Source organism: Streptomyces sp. R41 (genome assembly GCF_041053055.1).
GTDB lineage: Bacteria > Actinomycetota > Actinomycetes > Streptomycetales > Streptomycetaceae > Streptomyces.
In genome coordinates, this window is sequence record NZ_CP163443.1 from 2,739,328 (window position 1) to 2,754,912 (window position 15,585).

The following is a 15,585-nucleotide window of genomic DNA, read 5'->3' on the forward strand; positions in this document are numbered from 1 at the left end:
CTCATGCGAAGCGAGCCCGTGGTCCAGGTCCAGGCCCTGGTGAAGCGGTACGGCACGAAGACCGCGGTGGACGGCCTCGACCTGGTGGCCAAGGCGGGCATCACCGCCGTACTCGGACCCAATGGCGCCGGCAAGACGACCACGGTCGAGACCTGCGAGGGGTACCGCAGACCGGACTCGGGCTCGGTGCGCGTCCTGGGCCTCGACCCGGTCCGGGAGGCCTCGGCGCTGCGTCCCCGCATCGGCGTGATGCTCCAGTCCGGAGGCGTCTACTCGGGCGCCCGGGCGGACGAGATGCTCCGCCACGTCGCCAAGCTCCACGCCGACCCGCTGGACGTGGACGCGCTCATCGAACGGCTCGGCCTCGACAGCTGCGGCCGTACGACGTACCGGCGGCTCTCGGGCGGCCAGCAGCAGCGCCTCGCGCTGGCGATGGCCGTGGTCGGCCGTCCCGAACTGGTCTTCCTCGACGAGCCGACCGCCGGACTCGACCCGCAGGCGCGTCACGCCACCTGGGACCTGGTCCGCGATCTGCGCGCCGACGGCGTCTCCGTGATCCTCACCACGCACTACATGGACGAGGCCGAGCAGCTCGCCGACGATGTCGCGATCATCGACGCGGGCAAGGTCATCGCCCAGGGCTCCCCCGAGGAGCTGTGTCGCGGCGGCGCCGAGAACACCCTGCGGTTCACCGGCCGCCCGGGGCTCGACGTGGGGTCCCTGCTGAAGGCCCTCCCGGCCGACTGCACGGCCGCCGAGCTCACGCCGGGCGCCTACCGGGTGGGCGGCAAGGTCGATCCGCAGCTGCTGGCGACGGTCACGTCGTGGTGCGCGCAGCACGGGGTGATGCCGGAGAAGATCTCGGTCGAACGCCACACACTCGAAGACGTCTTCCTGGAACTCACGGGCAAGGAGCTGCGTTCGTGACCGTCGCCGGTACGTACACCCCGAAGCCGAGTGCGGCTCCCCTGCCCCGCATGATCGGCGCGCAGGCCGCCCTCGAGACGAGGATGCTGCTCCGCAACGGCGAGCAGCTCCTCCTGACGGTCGTCATCCCGACCCTGCTGCTCGCGCTGTTCAGCTCGGTCGACATCGTCGACACCGGCAAGGGCGAGGCGGTCGACTTCCTGGCCCCCGGCATCCTCGCGCTCGCCGTGATGTCGACGGCGTTCACCGGCCAGGCGATCGCGACGGGCTTCGAGCGGCGCTACGGCGTGCTCAAGCGGCTGGCCGCATCACCGCTCCCCCGCTGGGGCCTGATGACCGCGAAGACGGCGTCCGTGCTGGTCACGGAGGCCCTCCAGGTCGTCCTGCTGACGGTGATCGCCTTCGCGCTGGGCTGGTCGCCGCACGGCAACCCGCTGGCCGTGCTGCTGTTGCTGGTTCTGGGGACGGCCGCGTTCTCGGGGCTCGGCCTGCTGATGGCGGGCACGCTGAAGGCGGAGGCGACGCTGGCCGCCGCCAACCTGGTCTTCCTGCTGCTCCTGGTCGGCGGCGGCGTGATCGTCCCGATGGACAAGTTCCCCGCCGGCGCTCAGGACGTCCTCGGTCTGCTGCCGATCTCTGCGCTCTCGGACGGGCTGCGGGATGTGCTCCAGCACGGTGCGGGGATGCCGTGGGGAGACCTCGGGATCCTGGCCGTGTGGGCGGTCGTGGGTCTCGGAGCCGCCGCCCGATTCTTCCGGTGGGAGTAGAGACCTCCCCCTCGTGAAGGCGTGCACAAGCGGCCCCCTACGATGGGGCACGTGCCAAACGTGACCCGAGCCGACGCCCTGCGCGCGGTGCGCAACCCGCTCGTCTTCATCGCCGAACGCTGGACCCCGACATCCCGGACGGTGCAGCGCGCGGCCCTCGCCGCGCTCGTCATGTCGGTGGTCATCGTGGTCACCGGCGGCGCCGTGCGGCTGACCGGCTCGGGCCTGGGCTGCCCGACGTGGCCCGAGTGCACCGACGGCTCGCTCACCCCCACCAGCGCGATGGACTTCCACGGCGCCATCGAGTTCGGCAACCGCATGCTGACGTACGTGCTGTGCGCGGCGGTCGGCTGGGCGATCATCGCCGCGCGCTCGCAGAAGCCGTGGAGGCGGGGCCTGACCCGGCTTGGCTGGGCCCAGTTCTGGATCGTCATGAGCAACGCGATCCTCGGCGGCATCGTCGTCCTGGTCGGCCTCAACCCGTACACGGTCGCCGCGCACTTCCTGCTCTCCACGGCGCTCATCACCGTCGCGACGCTCATGTGGCAGCGCACCCGCGAGGGCGACGCCGAACCGCGTCCGCTCGTCGGCAAGTCGGTGCAGCAGCTGGTCTGGTTCCTGGTCGCCGCCGCCGTGCTGCTGATCGCGGTCGGCACGGTCGTCACCGGTGCGGGACCGCACGCGGGCGACTCGAGCGAGGTCGACCGCATGCACGTGAACTGGGAGAACGTCGCCAAGCTGCACGCCGTGCTGGCCTGGATCGTGGTCACGCTGACCTTCGCCCTGTGGTTCGTCCTGAAGGCGGTGGACGCGCCCAAGGGCCCCCTGTACCGCACCCGCGACCTTTTCCTGGTCCTCCTTTCCCAGGGCGTCATCGGCTACGTCCAGTACTTCACGGACCTCCCCGAGGCCCTGGTCGGCCTCCACATGTTGGGCTCCTGCCTGGTGTGGATCGCGGTCCTGCGCGTCCTGCTGGCGCTGCGTGAACGCCCGGACGCCGTGGCGGATCTGCCCGGTCCTTCGACGGAAGCGACGCTCACGCGCGCGTGAGTCCTTCGTAGGCGGCGACAAGGCCGTCGATGGCGGGACCCAGGTAAGCCCTCGTGAGCTCGGCCCGGCGCACCGTCCACTCCTGCGTGGGCGGCGCGGAGTCCTCGTATCTCCGCCGCCTGATGTCCGCGACCACGTCGACGGGCGCCCCCAGTCCCGGCAGCGCCTCCAAGGCCTCCCTCTTGGAGATCAGGCGGCCCTCCCGCAGGGTGACGGTCGCGCGGGCGAAGGTGACCATCCCCAGGTCGACCCAGACGTTCTGCTTCCAGAGCCGGGCCTTGCGCACCGCGGGCCGCCAGAAGTCCTTCTGGTCACGCACGACGAAGGCGGTCAGTTCGCGGTCCGGGGTGGGCGGGAGCAGGTCCTCGGGCGGTTTGCCGTGCAGGACGAGTCCGAAGGCGTGCAGTTCGCGGCGGGTAACCGGGGTGACCGGCCGCTTCATCAGACGGTTGTGCGCCCAGGTGAGGTACGACCGCTCCGCGCCGGCCATGGTGTCCGGCGTCAGATAGCTGCAGTGCAGCTTGTCGGCGAGCGGCTCGTCGGTGCGCAGCCGGCGGTGCAGCCGCACCACTTCGCGCACGGTCCCGAGCGAGATCGGGCCGTCAAGGACCGCGATCAGGTCGAGATCGCTGCGTCTCTCCTGGTAGTCGCCCCCCGCGAGCGAGCCGTGCGCCCATAAGGCGACCGGGGCAAGAAGCCTCAGATCGGTGAGGAAGCGGTCGAGGAGAGAAGCCGTGGCGTTGTCGGTCATGGGGTCAGAGTCTGGCGGGCCTCACTCCACCCCGTACACCCGCCGGGCGTTCCCGGCCGCGATCAGCCCCGCCACCCGCTGTGCGTCGGCCAACGACCAGGCCCCCTCGGCGACCCAGGTGCCGAGCACGCGCGCCAGCGCCTCGCGGAAGAGGCGTGCCCCGACCACATGAAGTTCGGGCAGTCCATGTGCCCCGCTGGAGAACAGGAGCTTGCCGAAGGGCGCCAGCTCCAGGATCTCGGCGAGGACGGCGGCCGCCCGCGCTCCCGTTCGGACCAGGGCCGCGCCCAGGTCGGCGTATACGTGCGGGAAGACTCCGGCGAGATGGGCCGCGTGCCGGTGGTACGGGTAGCCGTGCAGGAGGACGAGGTCGGTGCCGAGGCCGGCCGTGGCGCGGGCGAAGTCGGTGAGCAGGACGGGGTCGGTGCGGTCGATGCGCAGACCGGGCTCGCCGAGTCCGGCGTGGAGTTGGAGGGGCAGCCCCGAGGCCACCGCGATCCACAGCAGATGGCGGAGGAGGACGGGATCGCTGAGCGGCCCGCCCACCCGGCGGTCCGCCAGCCAGCGACCCGCCGCCCCCCGCACCTCGCCCGGTCCGGGCGGCTCGGGCGCGAGCGCAAGACCGTGCCGCATGCCCGCCACGGAGGTGAAGGCGACGGCGTTCGCGGCGGCCCCGTGGACGGACTCGGCGAGATTGGCGAGAAAGGACTCGACCGTGCCGGAGGTATCGGCGACCTGCTCGGCGAGCAGCTCCAGGCGGACGATCTCGTGCGCCTCGGCGGCTCCCGTGGAGGCCATCTCGCCCGGCCCCGTCAGATCGCCGGGCAGCCCGGTGTCGACGAGATACGTCGTGATGCCGCTGCCGCGCAGCAGCCTGCGGCCCGACTCCAGTACGCCGAGTTCACGACGCCGGGCCAGATAGCGGGCCGGGGGACAGTGCGGCTCCAGACCGAGCAGCGGCGGACACCAGCGCCGTACGGCGAAACCGGTCTGCGTGTCGAAGAAGGTGGTGCCGGGGGCCGGTGGGCCCTCGGTTCTGGCGAGGTGGGCCTCGAAAGTGCCGAGGCCCAGCTCCGTCCTCAGTACGCCGTGGCAGTACTGGTCCACCAGGGACGGCGTTTCGATCATCCGGACTCCCCGCATAGACGCTGCGCTGCTTACAGGTCCTAACGGGTGTACCGGGTGTCAGGTGTTGCTTGGGCACACCCCGTGCGAAGGCGCTCCGCTGTTTTGTGCGGTTCGGGGTGCGGGTTGTAGTGGGGGGCGGGCCGTCCTTGGCTGGTCGCGCCCACGCGGCGGAGCCGCATGGCGATACAGCCCCGCCCCTGACGGGGCGCTCCGACCCACGTCGGGTTCAGGCGTTGCGCGGGCCGCCCACCTGGATTCCCGCCATGCGCGTCCACTCGTACGGGCCGGTCTTCACCTTCGCCGCGAACTCGCCGTCGAACTCTTCGTGAACTGTGATGCCGGACCTCTTCACGGCTTCCTCGGCGATCGCGTAGGTGGGCGCCACGAGGTCGCCCCAGCCGCCGTCCTCGCCGACGAGCACGATCCGGGCGCCCTTCTGCCCGATGTACGCGACCTGTCCCTCGGCGCCGCCGTGCGCCTTGGAGAAGGCGGAGATCTGCTGGGCGAGCTTGGCGGCCCTGCGCTCGGCCTTGGCGTCCTGGGTGGCGCCGGTCGTCTCGTCGTCCTGCTGGGTGTCTGCCATGGCCAGGATGCTACCGACGAGTAGATCAAACGGCGACGGGTGGGGTGCGTGGCTTTGACCACGCACCCCACCCGTCGAGAAGTCTCAGCGCAGGAAGGGGTCCACCGCGACGGCCACGAAGAGGATCGACACGTAGGTGATCGACCAGTGGAACAGCCGCATCTCCTTGAGCTTGCCGCCCGTCGCCTCGGCCTTGGCGCGGTTTTGCAGACCGTGCGCCTCCCACAGCCAGAACCCGCCGGCGGCGAGCGCGACCAGTGTGTAGAACCAGCCCGTGTAGCCGAGCGGGGTGAGCAGCAGCGAGACCGCGACCATCACCCAGCTGTAGATGACGATCTGGCGGGCGACCACCTTGTTGGTGGCGACGACCGGCAGCATCGGCACGCCCACGCGCGCGTAGTCCTCCCTGACCTTCATGGACAGCGGCCAGTAGTGCGGCGGCGTCCAGAAGAACATGACGAGGAAGAGGATGATCGGCGCCCACGACATGGAGTTCGTGACGGACGACCAGCCGATGAGCACCGGGAGGCAGCCCGCGATGCCGCCCCACACGATGTTCTGCGACGTACGGCGCTTGAGGATCATCGTGTAGACGACGACGTAGAAGAGGAGCGCTCCGAGCGACAGCCAGGCGGACAGCCAGTTGACGGTCAGGCCGAACAGGAGCGTCGAGACGACCGCGAGCGTGATGCCGAAGGCCAGGCACTCGCGGGGGCTGACCATGCCGGTGACCAGCGGGCGCTGCGAGGTGCGCTCCATCAGGGCGTCGATGTCACGGTCGATGTACATGTTCAGCGCGTTGGCGCCGCCCGCCGACAGATAGCCGCCGAGGCAGGTGAGGAGCACCAGCTTCAGGTCGGGCACACCCTGCTGGGCCAGGAACATCACCGGAACGGTGGTGATCAGCAGCAGTTCGATGATGCGCGGCTTGGTCAGCGCCACAAACGCTTTGACACGGGCCCCGAACGGCCGCTGGCCCCGGCTGCTGCTCGACTCGAGCACCCCCGCTGGACGGGATTCGACGGCCGTCACGCACACCCCTGACAGAGACATCCCAGCAAGCCCCCAGGTGTGAACTCCCCGTAAAGGCTCGCGCGTACCACGCCACTGTAGACGTTGCCCAGACCCCGACATTCGCGGGGGTGGGGTCGTGTTGAGCAGCACCGCTGGAAGAGCCGAGCACCACTCGATTGAGCACTCTTACGAGCGGCTCCGTATTCACTTGCCGAACACGGAACGGGCCAGTCGGGAGGCGGATCCCGAAGAGTCCCGGCAGTCTGGAATGAGTCGAAAAAACGCACGTACTTACGGGGGTAGGCTCGACACCGCCGGTGGGCGCCCAGTGCACCGGCATTCGACATGCGTGACATGTGGAGAGGAGCCCTGACCCAGGGTGAGCACCAAGCCGACCACCACAGACCTCGAGTGGACCGAGTTGGACCAGCGGGCCGTCGACACCGCCCGCGTCCTGGCCGCCGATGCCGTACAGAAGGTCGGCAACGGCCATCCCGGTACGGCGATGAGCCTGGCGCCCGCCGCGTACACCCTCTTCCAGAAGGTGATGCGGCACGACCCGGCGGACGCCGACTGGGTAGGACGCGACCGCTTCGTGCTGTCCGCGGGCCACTCGTCCCTGACCCTCTACACCCAGCTCTACCTGGCCGGTTTCGGCCTGGAGCTGGACGATCTGAAGGCCTTCCGTACGTGGGGCTCCAAGACGCCGGGTCACCCCGAGTACGGGCACACCACCGGTGTGGAGACCACGACCGGTCCGCTCGGCCAGGGTGTCGCCAATGCCGTGGGCATGGCGATGGCCTCCCGCTACGAGCGCGGTCTGTTCGACCCGGACGCCCCTCAGGGTGAGTCGCCCTTCGACCACTTCATCTACTGCATCGCCGGTGACGGCTGCCTCCAGGAGGGCATCTCCGCGGAGACGTCCTCGCTGGCCGGCCACCAGAAGCTCGGCAACCTGATCCTGCTGTGGGACGACAACCACATCTCGATCGAGGGCGACACCGAGACCGCGGTCTCCGAGGACACCGTCAAGCGGTACGAGGCGTACGGCTGGCACGTGCAGCGCGTGGCCCCGAAGCCGGACGGCGACCTGGACCCGCACGCCATCTACAACGCGATCGAGGCCGCGAAGAAGGTGACGGACAAGCCGTCCTTCATCGCGATGCGCTCGATCATCGCCTGGCCCGCCCCGAACGCGCAGAACACCGAGGCCGCGCACGGCTCGGCGCTCGGCGACGACGAGGTCGCGGCCACCAAGCGCGTCCTCGGCTTCGACCCGGAGAAGTCCTTCGAGGTCACCGACGAGGTGCTCGCGCACACCCGCCAGGCCCTCGACCGCGGCCGCGAGGCCAAGGCCGAGTGGGAGAAGGGGTACGCCGCCTGGCGCACCGCCAGCCCGGAGCGCGCCGCCGAGTACGACCGCATCGCCGCGGCCGAGCTGCCGGCCGGCTGGGAGGAGAAGCTCCCGGTCTTCGAGGCGGGCAAGGGTGTCGCCACGCGTGCCGCGTCCGGCAAGGTGCTGCAGGCCCTCGGCGCGGTCGTCCCCGAGCTGTGGGGCGGCTCCGCCGACCTCGCGGGCTCGAACAACACCACGATCGACAAGAACTCCTCGTTCCTGCCGGCCGACAACCCGCTGCCGGGCGCCGACCCGTACGGCCGCACGATTCACTTCGGTATCCGCGAGCACTCCATGGCCGCGGAGATGAACGGCATCGCGCTGCACGGCAACACCCGTATCTACGGCGGCACCTTCCTGGTGTTCTCCGACTACATGCGCAATGCCGTACGCCTTTCCGCGCTGATGCACGTGCCGGTCACGTACGTGTGGACGCACGACTCGATCGGCCTCGGCGAGGACGGTCCGACGCACCAGCCGGTCGAGCACCTGGCCTCGCTGCGCGCGATCCCCGGTCTGAACGTGGTCCGTCCCGCGGACGCCAACGAGACGGCGATCGCCTGGCGCGAGATCCTCAAGCGCTACACGAAGGTGTTCGGCAAGGGCGCCCCGCACGGCCTCGCACTGACCCGCCAGGGCGTGCCGACGTACGAGCCCAACGAGGATGCCGCCAAGGGTGGTTACGTCCTCTTCGAGGCCGAGGGCGGCGAGCCCGAGGTCATCCTCATCGCCACCGGGTCCGAGGTGCACGTGGCCGTCGAGGCGCGCGAGCAGCTCCAGGCCGAGGGTGTGCCGACGCGGGTCGTGTCCATGCCGTGCGTGGAGTGGTTCGAGGAGCAGGACCAGGGGTACCGGGACAGCGTCCTGCCGCCGTCGGTGAAGGCGCGGGTCGCGGTCGAGGCCGGTATCGGTCTGACCTGGTACCGGTTCGTCGGGGACGCCGGACGCATTGTTTCGCTGGAGCACTTCGGTGCTTCGGCCGACGGCAAGGTGCTCTTCCGCGAATTCGGTTTCACTGCCGAGAATGTCGCGGGTGCCGCCCGGGAATCGATCGCCGCAGCCCAGCGCTGACGCTGATATACGACACGTAGGAGATGCAATTTCCATGACAGACGCACTCAAGCGCCTCTCCGAGGAAGGCGTCGCGATCTGGCTGGACGACCTGTCGCGCAAGCGGATCACGTCCGGCAATCTTGCCGAACTGATCGACCAGCAGCACGTCGTGGGCGTCACCACCAACCCGTCGATCTTCCAGAAGGCGATCAGCAGCGGCGACGGTTACGAGCAGCAGCTCGCGGATCTCGCCGCCCGCAAGGTCACCGTCGAAGAAGCGATCCGCATGATCACGACGGCGGACGTCCGTGACGCCGCCGACATCCTGCGCCCGGTCTTCGACGCGACCGGCGGCCAGGACGGGCGCGTGTCGATCGAGGTCGACCCGCGTCTGGCGCACAACACCAAGGCGACCGTCGCCGAGGCCAAGCAGCTGGCCTGGCTGGTGGACCGCCCCAACACCCTGATCAAGATCCCGGCCACCAAGGCGGGTCTCCCGGCGATCACCGAGACGATCGGCCTGGGCATCAGCGTCAACGTCACGCTGATCTTCTCGCTGGAGCGCTACCGCGAGGTCATGGACGCCTACATCTCCGGCCTGGAGAAGGCCAAGGAGCGCGGCCTGGACCTCTCGAAGATCCACTCCGTGGCGTCCTTCTTCGTGTCCCGCGTGGACACCGAGATCGACAAGCGGATCGACGCTCTCGGCACCCCCGAGGCGAAGGCCGCCCGCGGCAAGGCCGGCGTCGCCAACGCGCGTCTGGCGTACCAGGCGTACGAGGAGGTCTTCTCCTCCGACCGCTGGGCCGCCCTCGACAAGGCGCAGGCCAACAAGCAGCGTCCGCTGTGGGCCTCGACCGGCGTCAAGGACAAGGCGTACAAGGACACCCTGTACGTCGACGAGCTGGTGGCACCGAACACGGTGAACACCATGCCGGAGGCCACTCTGGAGGCCACCGAGGACCACGGGCAGATCACCGGCAACACCATCGCCGGTACGTACGAGCAGGCCCGCGCCGAGCTCGACGCGGTGGAGAAGCTCGGGATCGCGTACGACGACGTGGTCCAGCTCCTGGAGGACGAGGGCGTCGAGAAGTTCGAGGCGTCCTGGAACGACCTGCTCAAGTCCACAGAGGCGGAGCTCGAGCGCCTCGCCCCTTCGGAGGGCTGAAACCTTGTCAAGCAGCAACCCGCTGCGTGACCCCGCAGACCGACGGCTCCCGCGTATCGCGGGGCCGTCGGGCCTGGTCATCTTCGGCGTCACGGGCGATTTGTCACGTAAAAAGCTGATGCCCGCCGTGTACGACCTCGCCAACCGGGGTCTGCTGCCGCCGGGCTTCTCGCTCGTCGGCTTCGCACGCCGTGAGTGGGCCAACGAGGACTTCGCCCAGGAGGTCCACGACGCGGTCAAGGAGCACGCACGGACGCCCTTCCGCGAGGAGGTCTGGCAGCAGCTCGTCCAGGGCATGCGCTTCGTGCAGGGCACCTTCGACGACGACGACGCCTTCGAACGGCTGCGCTCCACCATCGACGAGCTGGACAAGGCACAGGGCACGGGAGGCAACTTCGCCTTCTACCTCTCCGTGCCGCCGTCCGCCTTCCCGGTGGTCATCAAGCAGCTGAAGAAGCACCGCCTGGCCGAGCAGTCGAACGGCTCCTGGCGCCGCGCGGTCATCGAGAAGCCCTTCGGTCACGACCTCAAGTCGGCCGAGGAGCTCAACGCGGTCGTCCACGAGGTCTTCGCCCCTGACCAGGTCTTCCGCATCGACCACTACCTGGGCAAGGAGACCGTCCAGAACATCCTGGCGCTGCGCTTCGCCAACACGATGTTCGAGCCGATCTGGAACCGGTCCTTCGTCGACCATGTGCAGATCACCATGGCCGAGGACATCGGGATCGGCGGCCGGGCCGGTTACTACGACGGCATCGGCGCCGCCCGCGACGTCATCCAGAACCACCTGCTCCAGCTGATGGCGCTCACCGCCATGGAGGAGCCCGCCTCCTTCGACGCGGACGCCCTCGCCGCCGAGAAGACCAAGGTGCTCGGCGCGGCCAAGCTGCCGAAGGACCTGGGCAAGAACACGGTCCGCGGGCAGTACGCGGCGGGCTGGCAGGGCGGCGAGAAGGTCGTCGGCTACCTCCAGGAAGACGGCATCGACGCCAAGTCGAAGACCGACACGTACGCCGCGATCAAGGTGGAGGTGGACAACCGCCGCTGGGCAGGCGTCCCCTTCTACCTGCGCACCGGCAAGCGTCTCGGCCGCCGCGTCACCGAGATCGCGGTCGTGTTCCAGCGCGCCCCGCACTCCCCCTTCGACCACACGGCGACGGAGGAGCTGGGCCAGAACGCGATCGTCTTCCGCGTCCAGCCCGACGAGGGCGTCACGGTCCGCTTCGGCTCCAAGGTGCCCGGCACCTCGATGGAGATCCGGGACGTCTCGATGGACTTCGCGTACGGCGAGTCCTTCACGGAGTCGAGCCCGGAGGCGTACGAGCGCCTGATCCTGGACGTCCTGCTGGGCGACTCGAACCTCTTCCCGCGCACCGAGGAGGTCGAGCTGTCCTGGAAGATCCTCGACCCGATCGAGGAGTACTGGGACAAGCACGGCAAGCCCGCGCAGTACCCCGCGGGCACGTGGGGCCCCGTCGAGGCGGACGAAATGCTCGAGCGAGACGGACGGAGCTGGCGTCGCCCATGAAGACCGATCTCACGGACACCACGGCCAGCAAGATCAACAAGGCGCTCGTGCAGGGCCGCCGCGCCATCGGCACGCCCGCCGTCGGCATGGTTCTCACCCTCGTCATCGTCACCGACGAGGAGAACGCCTACGACGCCCTGAAGGCCGCCAACGAGGCCTCGCGCGAGCACCCCTCGCGCACCCTTGTGGTCATCAGGCGCGTCTCGCGCTCGCCCCGCGACCGCACGAAGTCGCGTCTCGACGCCGAGGTGCGGCTCGGCGTGGAGGCCGGCACCGGCGAGACGGTGGTGCTGCGCCTGTACGGCGAGGTCGTCAACCACGCCCAGTCGGTCGTCCTGCCGCTGCTGCTGCCGGACGCCCCGGTCGTCGTGTGGTGGCCGGTGAACGCGCCGCCCGACCCGGCCAACGACCCGCTCGGCGCGCTCGGCCAGCGCCGCGTGACCGACACCTACGCCGCCGAGGCGCCGGTACGGGAGCTCAGCGCCCGCGCCGACGCCTACACGCCGGGCGACACCGATCTCTCCTGGACCCGCATCACGCCCTGGCGCTCGATGCTGGCCGCGGCCCTGGACCAGGTCACCTGCGAGGTCGACGCGGTCGAGGTGGAGGGCGAGGAGTTCAACCCGAGCTGCGAGCTGCTCGCCATGTGGCTCGCGGACCGCCTCGACGTGCCCGTCAAGCGTTCGCTGTCCTCCGGTCCCGGTCTCACCGCCGTCCGGATGAACACGAGCTGCGGCCCGATCGTCCTGGACCGCGCGGACGGCACGTTGGCGACCTTGTCCATCCAGGGACAGCCCGACCGCGCGGTGGCGCTCAAGCGCCGCGAGACGTCCGAGCTGATCGCGGAGGAGCTGCGCCGCCTGGACCCGGACGACACATACGCGTCGGCGCTGCGCTACGGGGTGGACCGGCTGAACGCGTCGGAGGCGGAGGCCTCCCCCTCCGCGGCGACCGCGACGAAGGCTTCCGCCAAGGCTCCGGCCAAGAAGACCGCGGCCAAGCGGGCTCCCGCGAAGAAGGCGGCCGCCAAGTGAGTACTCCGCAGCTCGTCGTCCACCGCGACAAGGAGCTGATGGCCCAGGCCGCCGCGGCCCGGCTGATCACGAAGATCGTGGACGCGCAGGCCTCGCGCGGCTACGCCTCGGTCGTGCTCACCGGCGGCCGCAACGGCAACGGCCTCCTGGCCGCGCTGGCCGCCGCGCCCGCCCGGGACGCCATCGACTGGGGCCGCCTCGACCTGTGGTGGGGCGACGAGCGGTTCCTGCCCGAGGGCGACCCGGACCGCAACGACACGCAGGCCCGGGCGGCGCTGCTGGGCTCGGTGCCGCTGGACCCCGCGCGGGTGCACGCGATGCCGACGTCCGACGGTCCCTACGGCACCGACGTGGACGCGGCGGCGGAGGCGTACGCCACCGAGCTCGCGAAGTCCGCGGGGCCCGAGAACCACGGCTCGGTGCCGACCTTCGACGTCCTGATGCTGGGCGTCGGTCCCGACACCCACGTGGCCTCGCTCTTTCCGGAACTCCCCGCGGTGCGGGAGACGGAACGGACGGTCGTCGGTGTACACGGCGCACCGAAGCCCCCGCCGACGCGGATCTCACTGACCCTGCCCGCGATCCGCTCCGCCCGCGAGGTCTGGCTCCTCGCGGCAGGCGAGGACAAGGCCCAGGCCGCGGCGATCGCCCTGTCGGGCGCGGGCGAGGTACAGGCCCCGGCGGCGGGTGCGTACGGCCGCTCGCGCACGCTGTGGCTCCTGGACGCGGCGGCGGCTTCGCAGCTGCCGCGGTCGCTGTATCCGCCGGCTTCGCCCTGAGCCCCGTGGGTAGGGGCGGCGGGGTTTGATTCGCCCCCTCCGCCCCTGCCCATTCCCGTCCCCTGGGGGCTGCCGCCCCCAGACCCCCGCCAAAAGATTGCGCAGTTCCCCGCGCCCCTGAAAAGGGGCGCGGGGAACTGCGCGAACGGGGTCTGGGGCGGAGCCCCAGATACGGGACGGGCAGGGGCGGAGGGGGCGAATCAAACCCCTCACTTCACCGACCCGGCCATCACCCCCTGCACAAAGTGCCGCTGGAAGGCGAAGAACACCACCACAGGCACCACCAGGGACAGAAACGCCCCCGGCGCCAGCACATCGATGTTGCTCCCGAACTGCCGGATCTGCGACTGGAGTTCCACGGTCAACGGCTGCGATGAACTGTCGGCGAACAGCAGCGCGACCAGCATGTCGTTCCACACCCACAGGAACTGGAAGATGGCCAGGCTGGCGATGGCGGGCCGGCCCACGGGCAGGACCAGCCGCGTGAAGATGCGCCACTCGCTGCCCCCGTCCATGCGCGCGGCCTCCAGCATCTCCTTCGGCATCTCAGCGAAGTAGTTGCGCAGCAGGAAGATCGCGAACGGCAGCCCGTACGACACATGGAAGAGCACGACACCCGGAATCGTGCCGAAGAGCCCCAGCTCACCGAAGAGTTTGGCCACCGGCAGCAGCCCCACCTGGACCGGCACCACCAGCAAGGCCACCACGACCAGGAAGATCGCGTCCCGGAAGGGGAACTCCAGCCAGGCGAAGGCGTATCCGGCGAGCGCCGCGATGACCACGACGAGGACGGTCGCCGGCACGGAGATCAGCACGGTGTTCCAGAAGGCCCGTGTCATCCCCGCATTGCCCAGCAGCGCCGAGTAGTTGTCGAAGGACAGCTGACTCGGGCTGGTCAGCGCCGTCCACCAGCCCCCCTTGGCGGTGTCCTGCGCCGAGCGCAGGGAGGAGAGGAACAGCCCGGCGAGCGGGGTGACCCACACCAGCCCGACGACCACGAGGAACGCCTGCACCAGGCTGTTGCCGAGCCCCCGCCTGAGCGCGTTCATCGTTGACTCCTTCGGAAACGGCGGACGTTGAAGACCATGGCGGGGATCACGAGCAAGAGGAGCAACACCCCGAGCGCGCTGCCCAGGCCCTGGTTGTTGCCGCCGCCGAAGGACACCAGCCACATCTGGGTGGCGAGCACCGTGGCGTCCTCCTGCACGGGGCCTGGCGCGATGATGTAGACGAGGTCGAAGACCTTCATCACGTTGATCACGAGGGTCACGAAGACCACCGTGAGCACGGGCGCCAGCAGCGGCACGGTGATCCGGCGGAAGATCTGCCACTCGTTGGCCCCGTCCATCCGCGCCGCCTCCAGCGCGTCACGCGGCAGCGCGGCGAGCCCGGCGCCGATCAGCACCATGGCGAAGCCGGTCCAGATCCACAGGTAGGCGCCGATGATGGCGGGCGTGACGAGCGCCGGGCCGAGCCAGGACACTCCCTCGTACGGCGGGCTGAAGTTCGACGCGGGCAGCCGCACGGTGTAGGAGCGGGAGTCCAGCCCGGAGAAGCGGAAGGATCCGTCGGCCGCGGTCGTCGTACTCGCGACCGTCTTCCCGTCACGCACCGCCTCGACCTCCATCTCCGGCAGTCCGCTCTCCCCTCGGTCGACCTTGCCCTGCTTGCCTCCCCCACCGGGCGTGAAGTCCAGGTAGACGACACCGCGCAGCTCGTCCCCGGCCGCCTTCCGGCCGGCGGCCGCGTACGCGGGCTTCGCGTCCTTCGGCAGTTCCGTGGGGAGTACGCCGACGAGGCCGAGGCCGACCGTGTGGCCGGGCGACGCGGCGGCGGTCGTCCGGTACGAGCCGTCGGCTCCCTTGGTGAGGCCCTGGCCGTCGCGGGCCCGGGCGGCCGGGTAGGACGAGGTCCCCTTGAACGCGTCGTGGACGCCGACCACGGCGGCGTTCAGGACGCCCTTGTCGGGGTCCTCGTCGTACGCGAGCCGGAAGATGATGCCGGCGGCCAGGAAGGAGACCGCCATGGGCATGAACAGCAGCAGCTTGAACGCGGTGGCCCAGCGGATCTTCTCGACCAGTACGGCGAGCACGAGACCGAGCCCGGTGAGCAGCGTCGGCGCGACGACGACCCAGATGGCGCTGTTGCGGACGGCCTTGAGCGTGGCCGGGTCGCGGAACATCTCGGTGTAGTTGTCGCCGCCCACGAACCGGCTGCCGGAGGCGTCGAAGAAGCTGCGGCCCACGGAGAAGATCACGGGGTAGACGACGAGCGCGCCGAGCAGGAGCAGGGCGGGGAGGACGAAGGCGAGGGCGATGATCCGGCCGCGGCGTCTGGCACGCCGTCTGCGGTCTGCCATGGTCACGGCCGGAGGGCTCGCCTCTTTCACGAGGGTGGCGGTCAT

The 15,585-nt window shown here is 70.0% G+C and carries 14 protein-coding genes; 8 read left to right on the forward strand and 6 right to left on the reverse strand.

The window, feature by feature from the left end; all coding sequences use genetic code 11:
• Positions 1 to 3: 3 nt before the first annotated feature.
• The 3 genes from AB5J53_RS12905 to AB5J53_RS12915 are packed head-to-tail and all read left to right on the forward strand — an operon-like array spanning position 4 to position 2,744.
• Positions 4 to 927: an ABC transporter ATP-binding protein gene (locus AB5J53_RS12905; protein WP_369245772.1), complete on the forward strand. Its 924-nt coding sequence runs from the start codon at positions 4 to 6 to the stop codon at positions 925 to 927.
• A 50-nt stretch (positions 928 to 977) separates the two neighbouring features.
• Positions 978 to 1,694 (forward strand): ABC transporter permease, encoded by a 717-nt coding sequence (locus tag AB5J53_RS12910; RefSeq protein ID WP_369252197.1) that lies wholly within the window; start codon positions 978 to 980, stop codon positions 1,692 to 1,694.
• A 42-nt stretch (positions 1,695 to 1,736) separates the two neighbouring features.
• A complete protein-coding gene (locus AB5J53_RS12915; RefSeq protein ID WP_369245773.1) occupies positions 1,737 to 2,744 on the forward strand; it encodes a heme A synthase in 1,008 nt (335 codons plus the stop codon).
• Here the strand turns inward: AB5J53_RS12915 and AB5J53_RS12920 are convergent.
• The 4 genes from AB5J53_RS12920 to AB5J53_RS12935 all read right to left on the reverse strand — a co-directional run bounded on the left by AB5J53_RS12920 (position 2,731) and on the right by AB5J53_RS12935 (position 6,244).
• Complete coding sequence (locus tag AB5J53_RS12920) at positions 2,731 to 3,495, reverse strand: nucleotidyltransferase (RefSeq protein ID WP_369245774.1); 765 nt, start codon at positions 3,493 to 3,495, stop codon at positions 2,731 to 2,733. The two genes, AB5J53_RS12915 and AB5J53_RS12920, sit on opposite strands and share 14 nt — an antisense overlap.
• Before the next feature lie 21 nt (positions 3,496 to 3,516).
• Complete coding sequence (locus AB5J53_RS12925) at positions 3,517 to 4,623, reverse strand: amidohydrolase family protein (RefSeq protein ID WP_369245775.1); 1,107 nt, start codon at positions 4,621 to 4,623, stop codon at positions 3,517 to 3,519.
• A 226-nt stretch (positions 4,624 to 4,849) separates the two neighbouring features.
• A complete protein-coding gene (locus AB5J53_RS12930) occupies positions 4,850 to 5,206 on the reverse strand; it encodes a hypothetical protein (RefSeq protein ID WP_369245776.1) in 357 nt (118 codons plus the stop codon).
• 84 nt (positions 5,207 to 5,290) lie between these two features.
• Positions 5,291 to 6,244 carry a heme o synthase gene (locus tag AB5J53_RS12935; RefSeq protein ID WP_369252199.1) on the reverse strand — a complete coding sequence of 318 codons (954 nt, stop codon included), beginning with the start codon at positions 6,242 to 6,244 and terminating at the stop codon, positions 5,291 to 5,293.
• Positions 6,245 to 6,599: 355 nt separating this feature from the next.
• On the opposite strand from AB5J53_RS12935, the gene tkt reads away from it, so the two are divergent.
• From tkt to pgl, 5 genes are read left to right on the forward strand one after another with little or no spacing between them, the layout of a single operon-like run.
• Positions 6,600 to 8,687, forward strand: a complete 2,088-nt coding sequence (tkt, locus tag AB5J53_RS12940; RefSeq protein ID WP_369245777.1) for a transketolase — start codon at positions 6,600 to 6,602, stop codon at positions 8,685 to 8,687.
• Between the two features lie 34 nt (positions 8,688 to 8,721).
• Entirely contained in the window at positions 8,722 to 9,840 is a 1,119-nt protein-coding gene (tal, locus tag AB5J53_RS12945; RefSeq protein ID WP_369245778.1) for a transaldolase, read from the forward strand.
• A 4-nt stretch (positions 9,841 to 9,844) separates the two neighbouring features.
• Positions 9,845 to 11,368: a glucose-6-phosphate dehydrogenase gene (zwf, locus tag AB5J53_RS12950; RefSeq protein WP_369245779.1), complete on the forward strand. Its 1,524-nt coding sequence runs from the start codon at positions 9,845 to 9,847 to the stop codon at positions 11,366 to 11,368.
• On the forward strand, positions 11,365 to 12,402 hold the full coding sequence (gene opcA / locus AB5J53_RS12955; protein WP_369245780.1) for a glucose-6-phosphate dehydrogenase assembly protein OpcA: 1,038 nt from the start codon (positions 11,365 to 11,367) through the stop codon (positions 12,400 to 12,402). The genes zwf and opcA overlap by 4 nt, the downstream gene beginning before the upstream one ends.
• On the forward strand, positions 12,399 to 13,181 hold the full coding sequence (gene pgl, locus AB5J53_RS12960) for a 6-phosphogluconolactonase (protein WP_369245781.1): 783 nt from the start codon (positions 12,399 to 12,401) through the stop codon (positions 13,179 to 13,181). Before opcA ends, pgl begins: the two co-directional genes overlap by 4 nt.
• A gap of 209 nt (positions 13,182 to 13,390) precedes the next feature.
• On the opposite strand, the gene AB5J53_RS12965 is transcribed toward pgl, so the two are convergent.
• Together AB5J53_RS12965 and AB5J53_RS12970 are read right to left on the reverse strand one after the other, a co-directional pair.
• Positions 13,391 to 14,230, reverse strand: coding sequence for a carbohydrate ABC transporter permease (locus AB5J53_RS12965; RefSeq protein ID WP_369245782.1), 840 nt, complete (start codon positions 14,228 to 14,230; stop codon positions 13,391 to 13,393).
• The gene (locus tag AB5J53_RS12970; protein WP_369245783.1) at positions 14,227 to 15,585 is read right to left on the reverse strand and encodes an ABC transporter permease subunit; all 1,359 of its coding nucleotides are present in this window, start codon (positions 15,583 to 15,585) and stop codon (positions 14,227 to 14,229) included. The genes AB5J53_RS12965 and AB5J53_RS12970 overlap by 4 nt, the downstream gene beginning before the upstream one ends.

Coding starts and splice junctions, on each gene's coding strand:
- AB5J53_RS12920 (WP_369245774.1), bottom strand. CDS start 3,495: ATGACCGACAACGCCACGGCTTCTCTCCTCGACCGCTTCCTCACCGAT.
- AB5J53_RS12965 (WP_369245782.1), bottom strand. CDS start 14,230: ATGAACGCGCTCAGGCGGGGGCTCGGCAACAGCCTGGTGCAGGCGTTC.
- AB5J53_RS12915 (WP_369245773.1), top strand. CDS start 1,737: ATGGGGCACGTGCCAAACGTGACCCGAGCCGACGCCCTGCGCGCGGTG.
- AB5J53_RS12905 (WP_369245772.1), top strand. CDS start 4: ATGCGAAGCGAGCCCGTGGTCCAGGTCCAGGCCCTGGTGAAGCGGTAC.
- tal (WP_369245778.1), top strand. CDS start 8,722: ATGACAGACGCACTCAAGCGCCTCTCCGAGGAAGGCGTCGCGATCTGG.
- AB5J53_RS12910 (WP_369252197.1), top strand. CDS start 978: ATGATCGGCGCGCAGGCCGCCCTCGAGACGAGGATGCTGCTCCGCAAC.
- opcA (WP_369245780.1), top strand. CDS start 11,365: ATGAAGACCGATCTCACGGACACCACGGCCAGCAAGATCAACAAGGCG.
- AB5J53_RS12970 (WP_369245783.1), bottom strand. CDS start 15,585: ATGACCGCCACCCTCGTGAAAGAGGCGAGCCCTCCGGCCGTGACCATG.
- AB5J53_RS12930 (WP_369245776.1), bottom strand. CDS start 5,206: ATGGCAGACACCCAGCAGGACGACGAGACGACCGGCGCCACCCAGGAC.
- AB5J53_RS12925 (WP_369245775.1), bottom strand. CDS start 4,623: ATGATCGAAACGCCGTCCCTGGTGGACCAGTACTGCCACGGCGTACTG.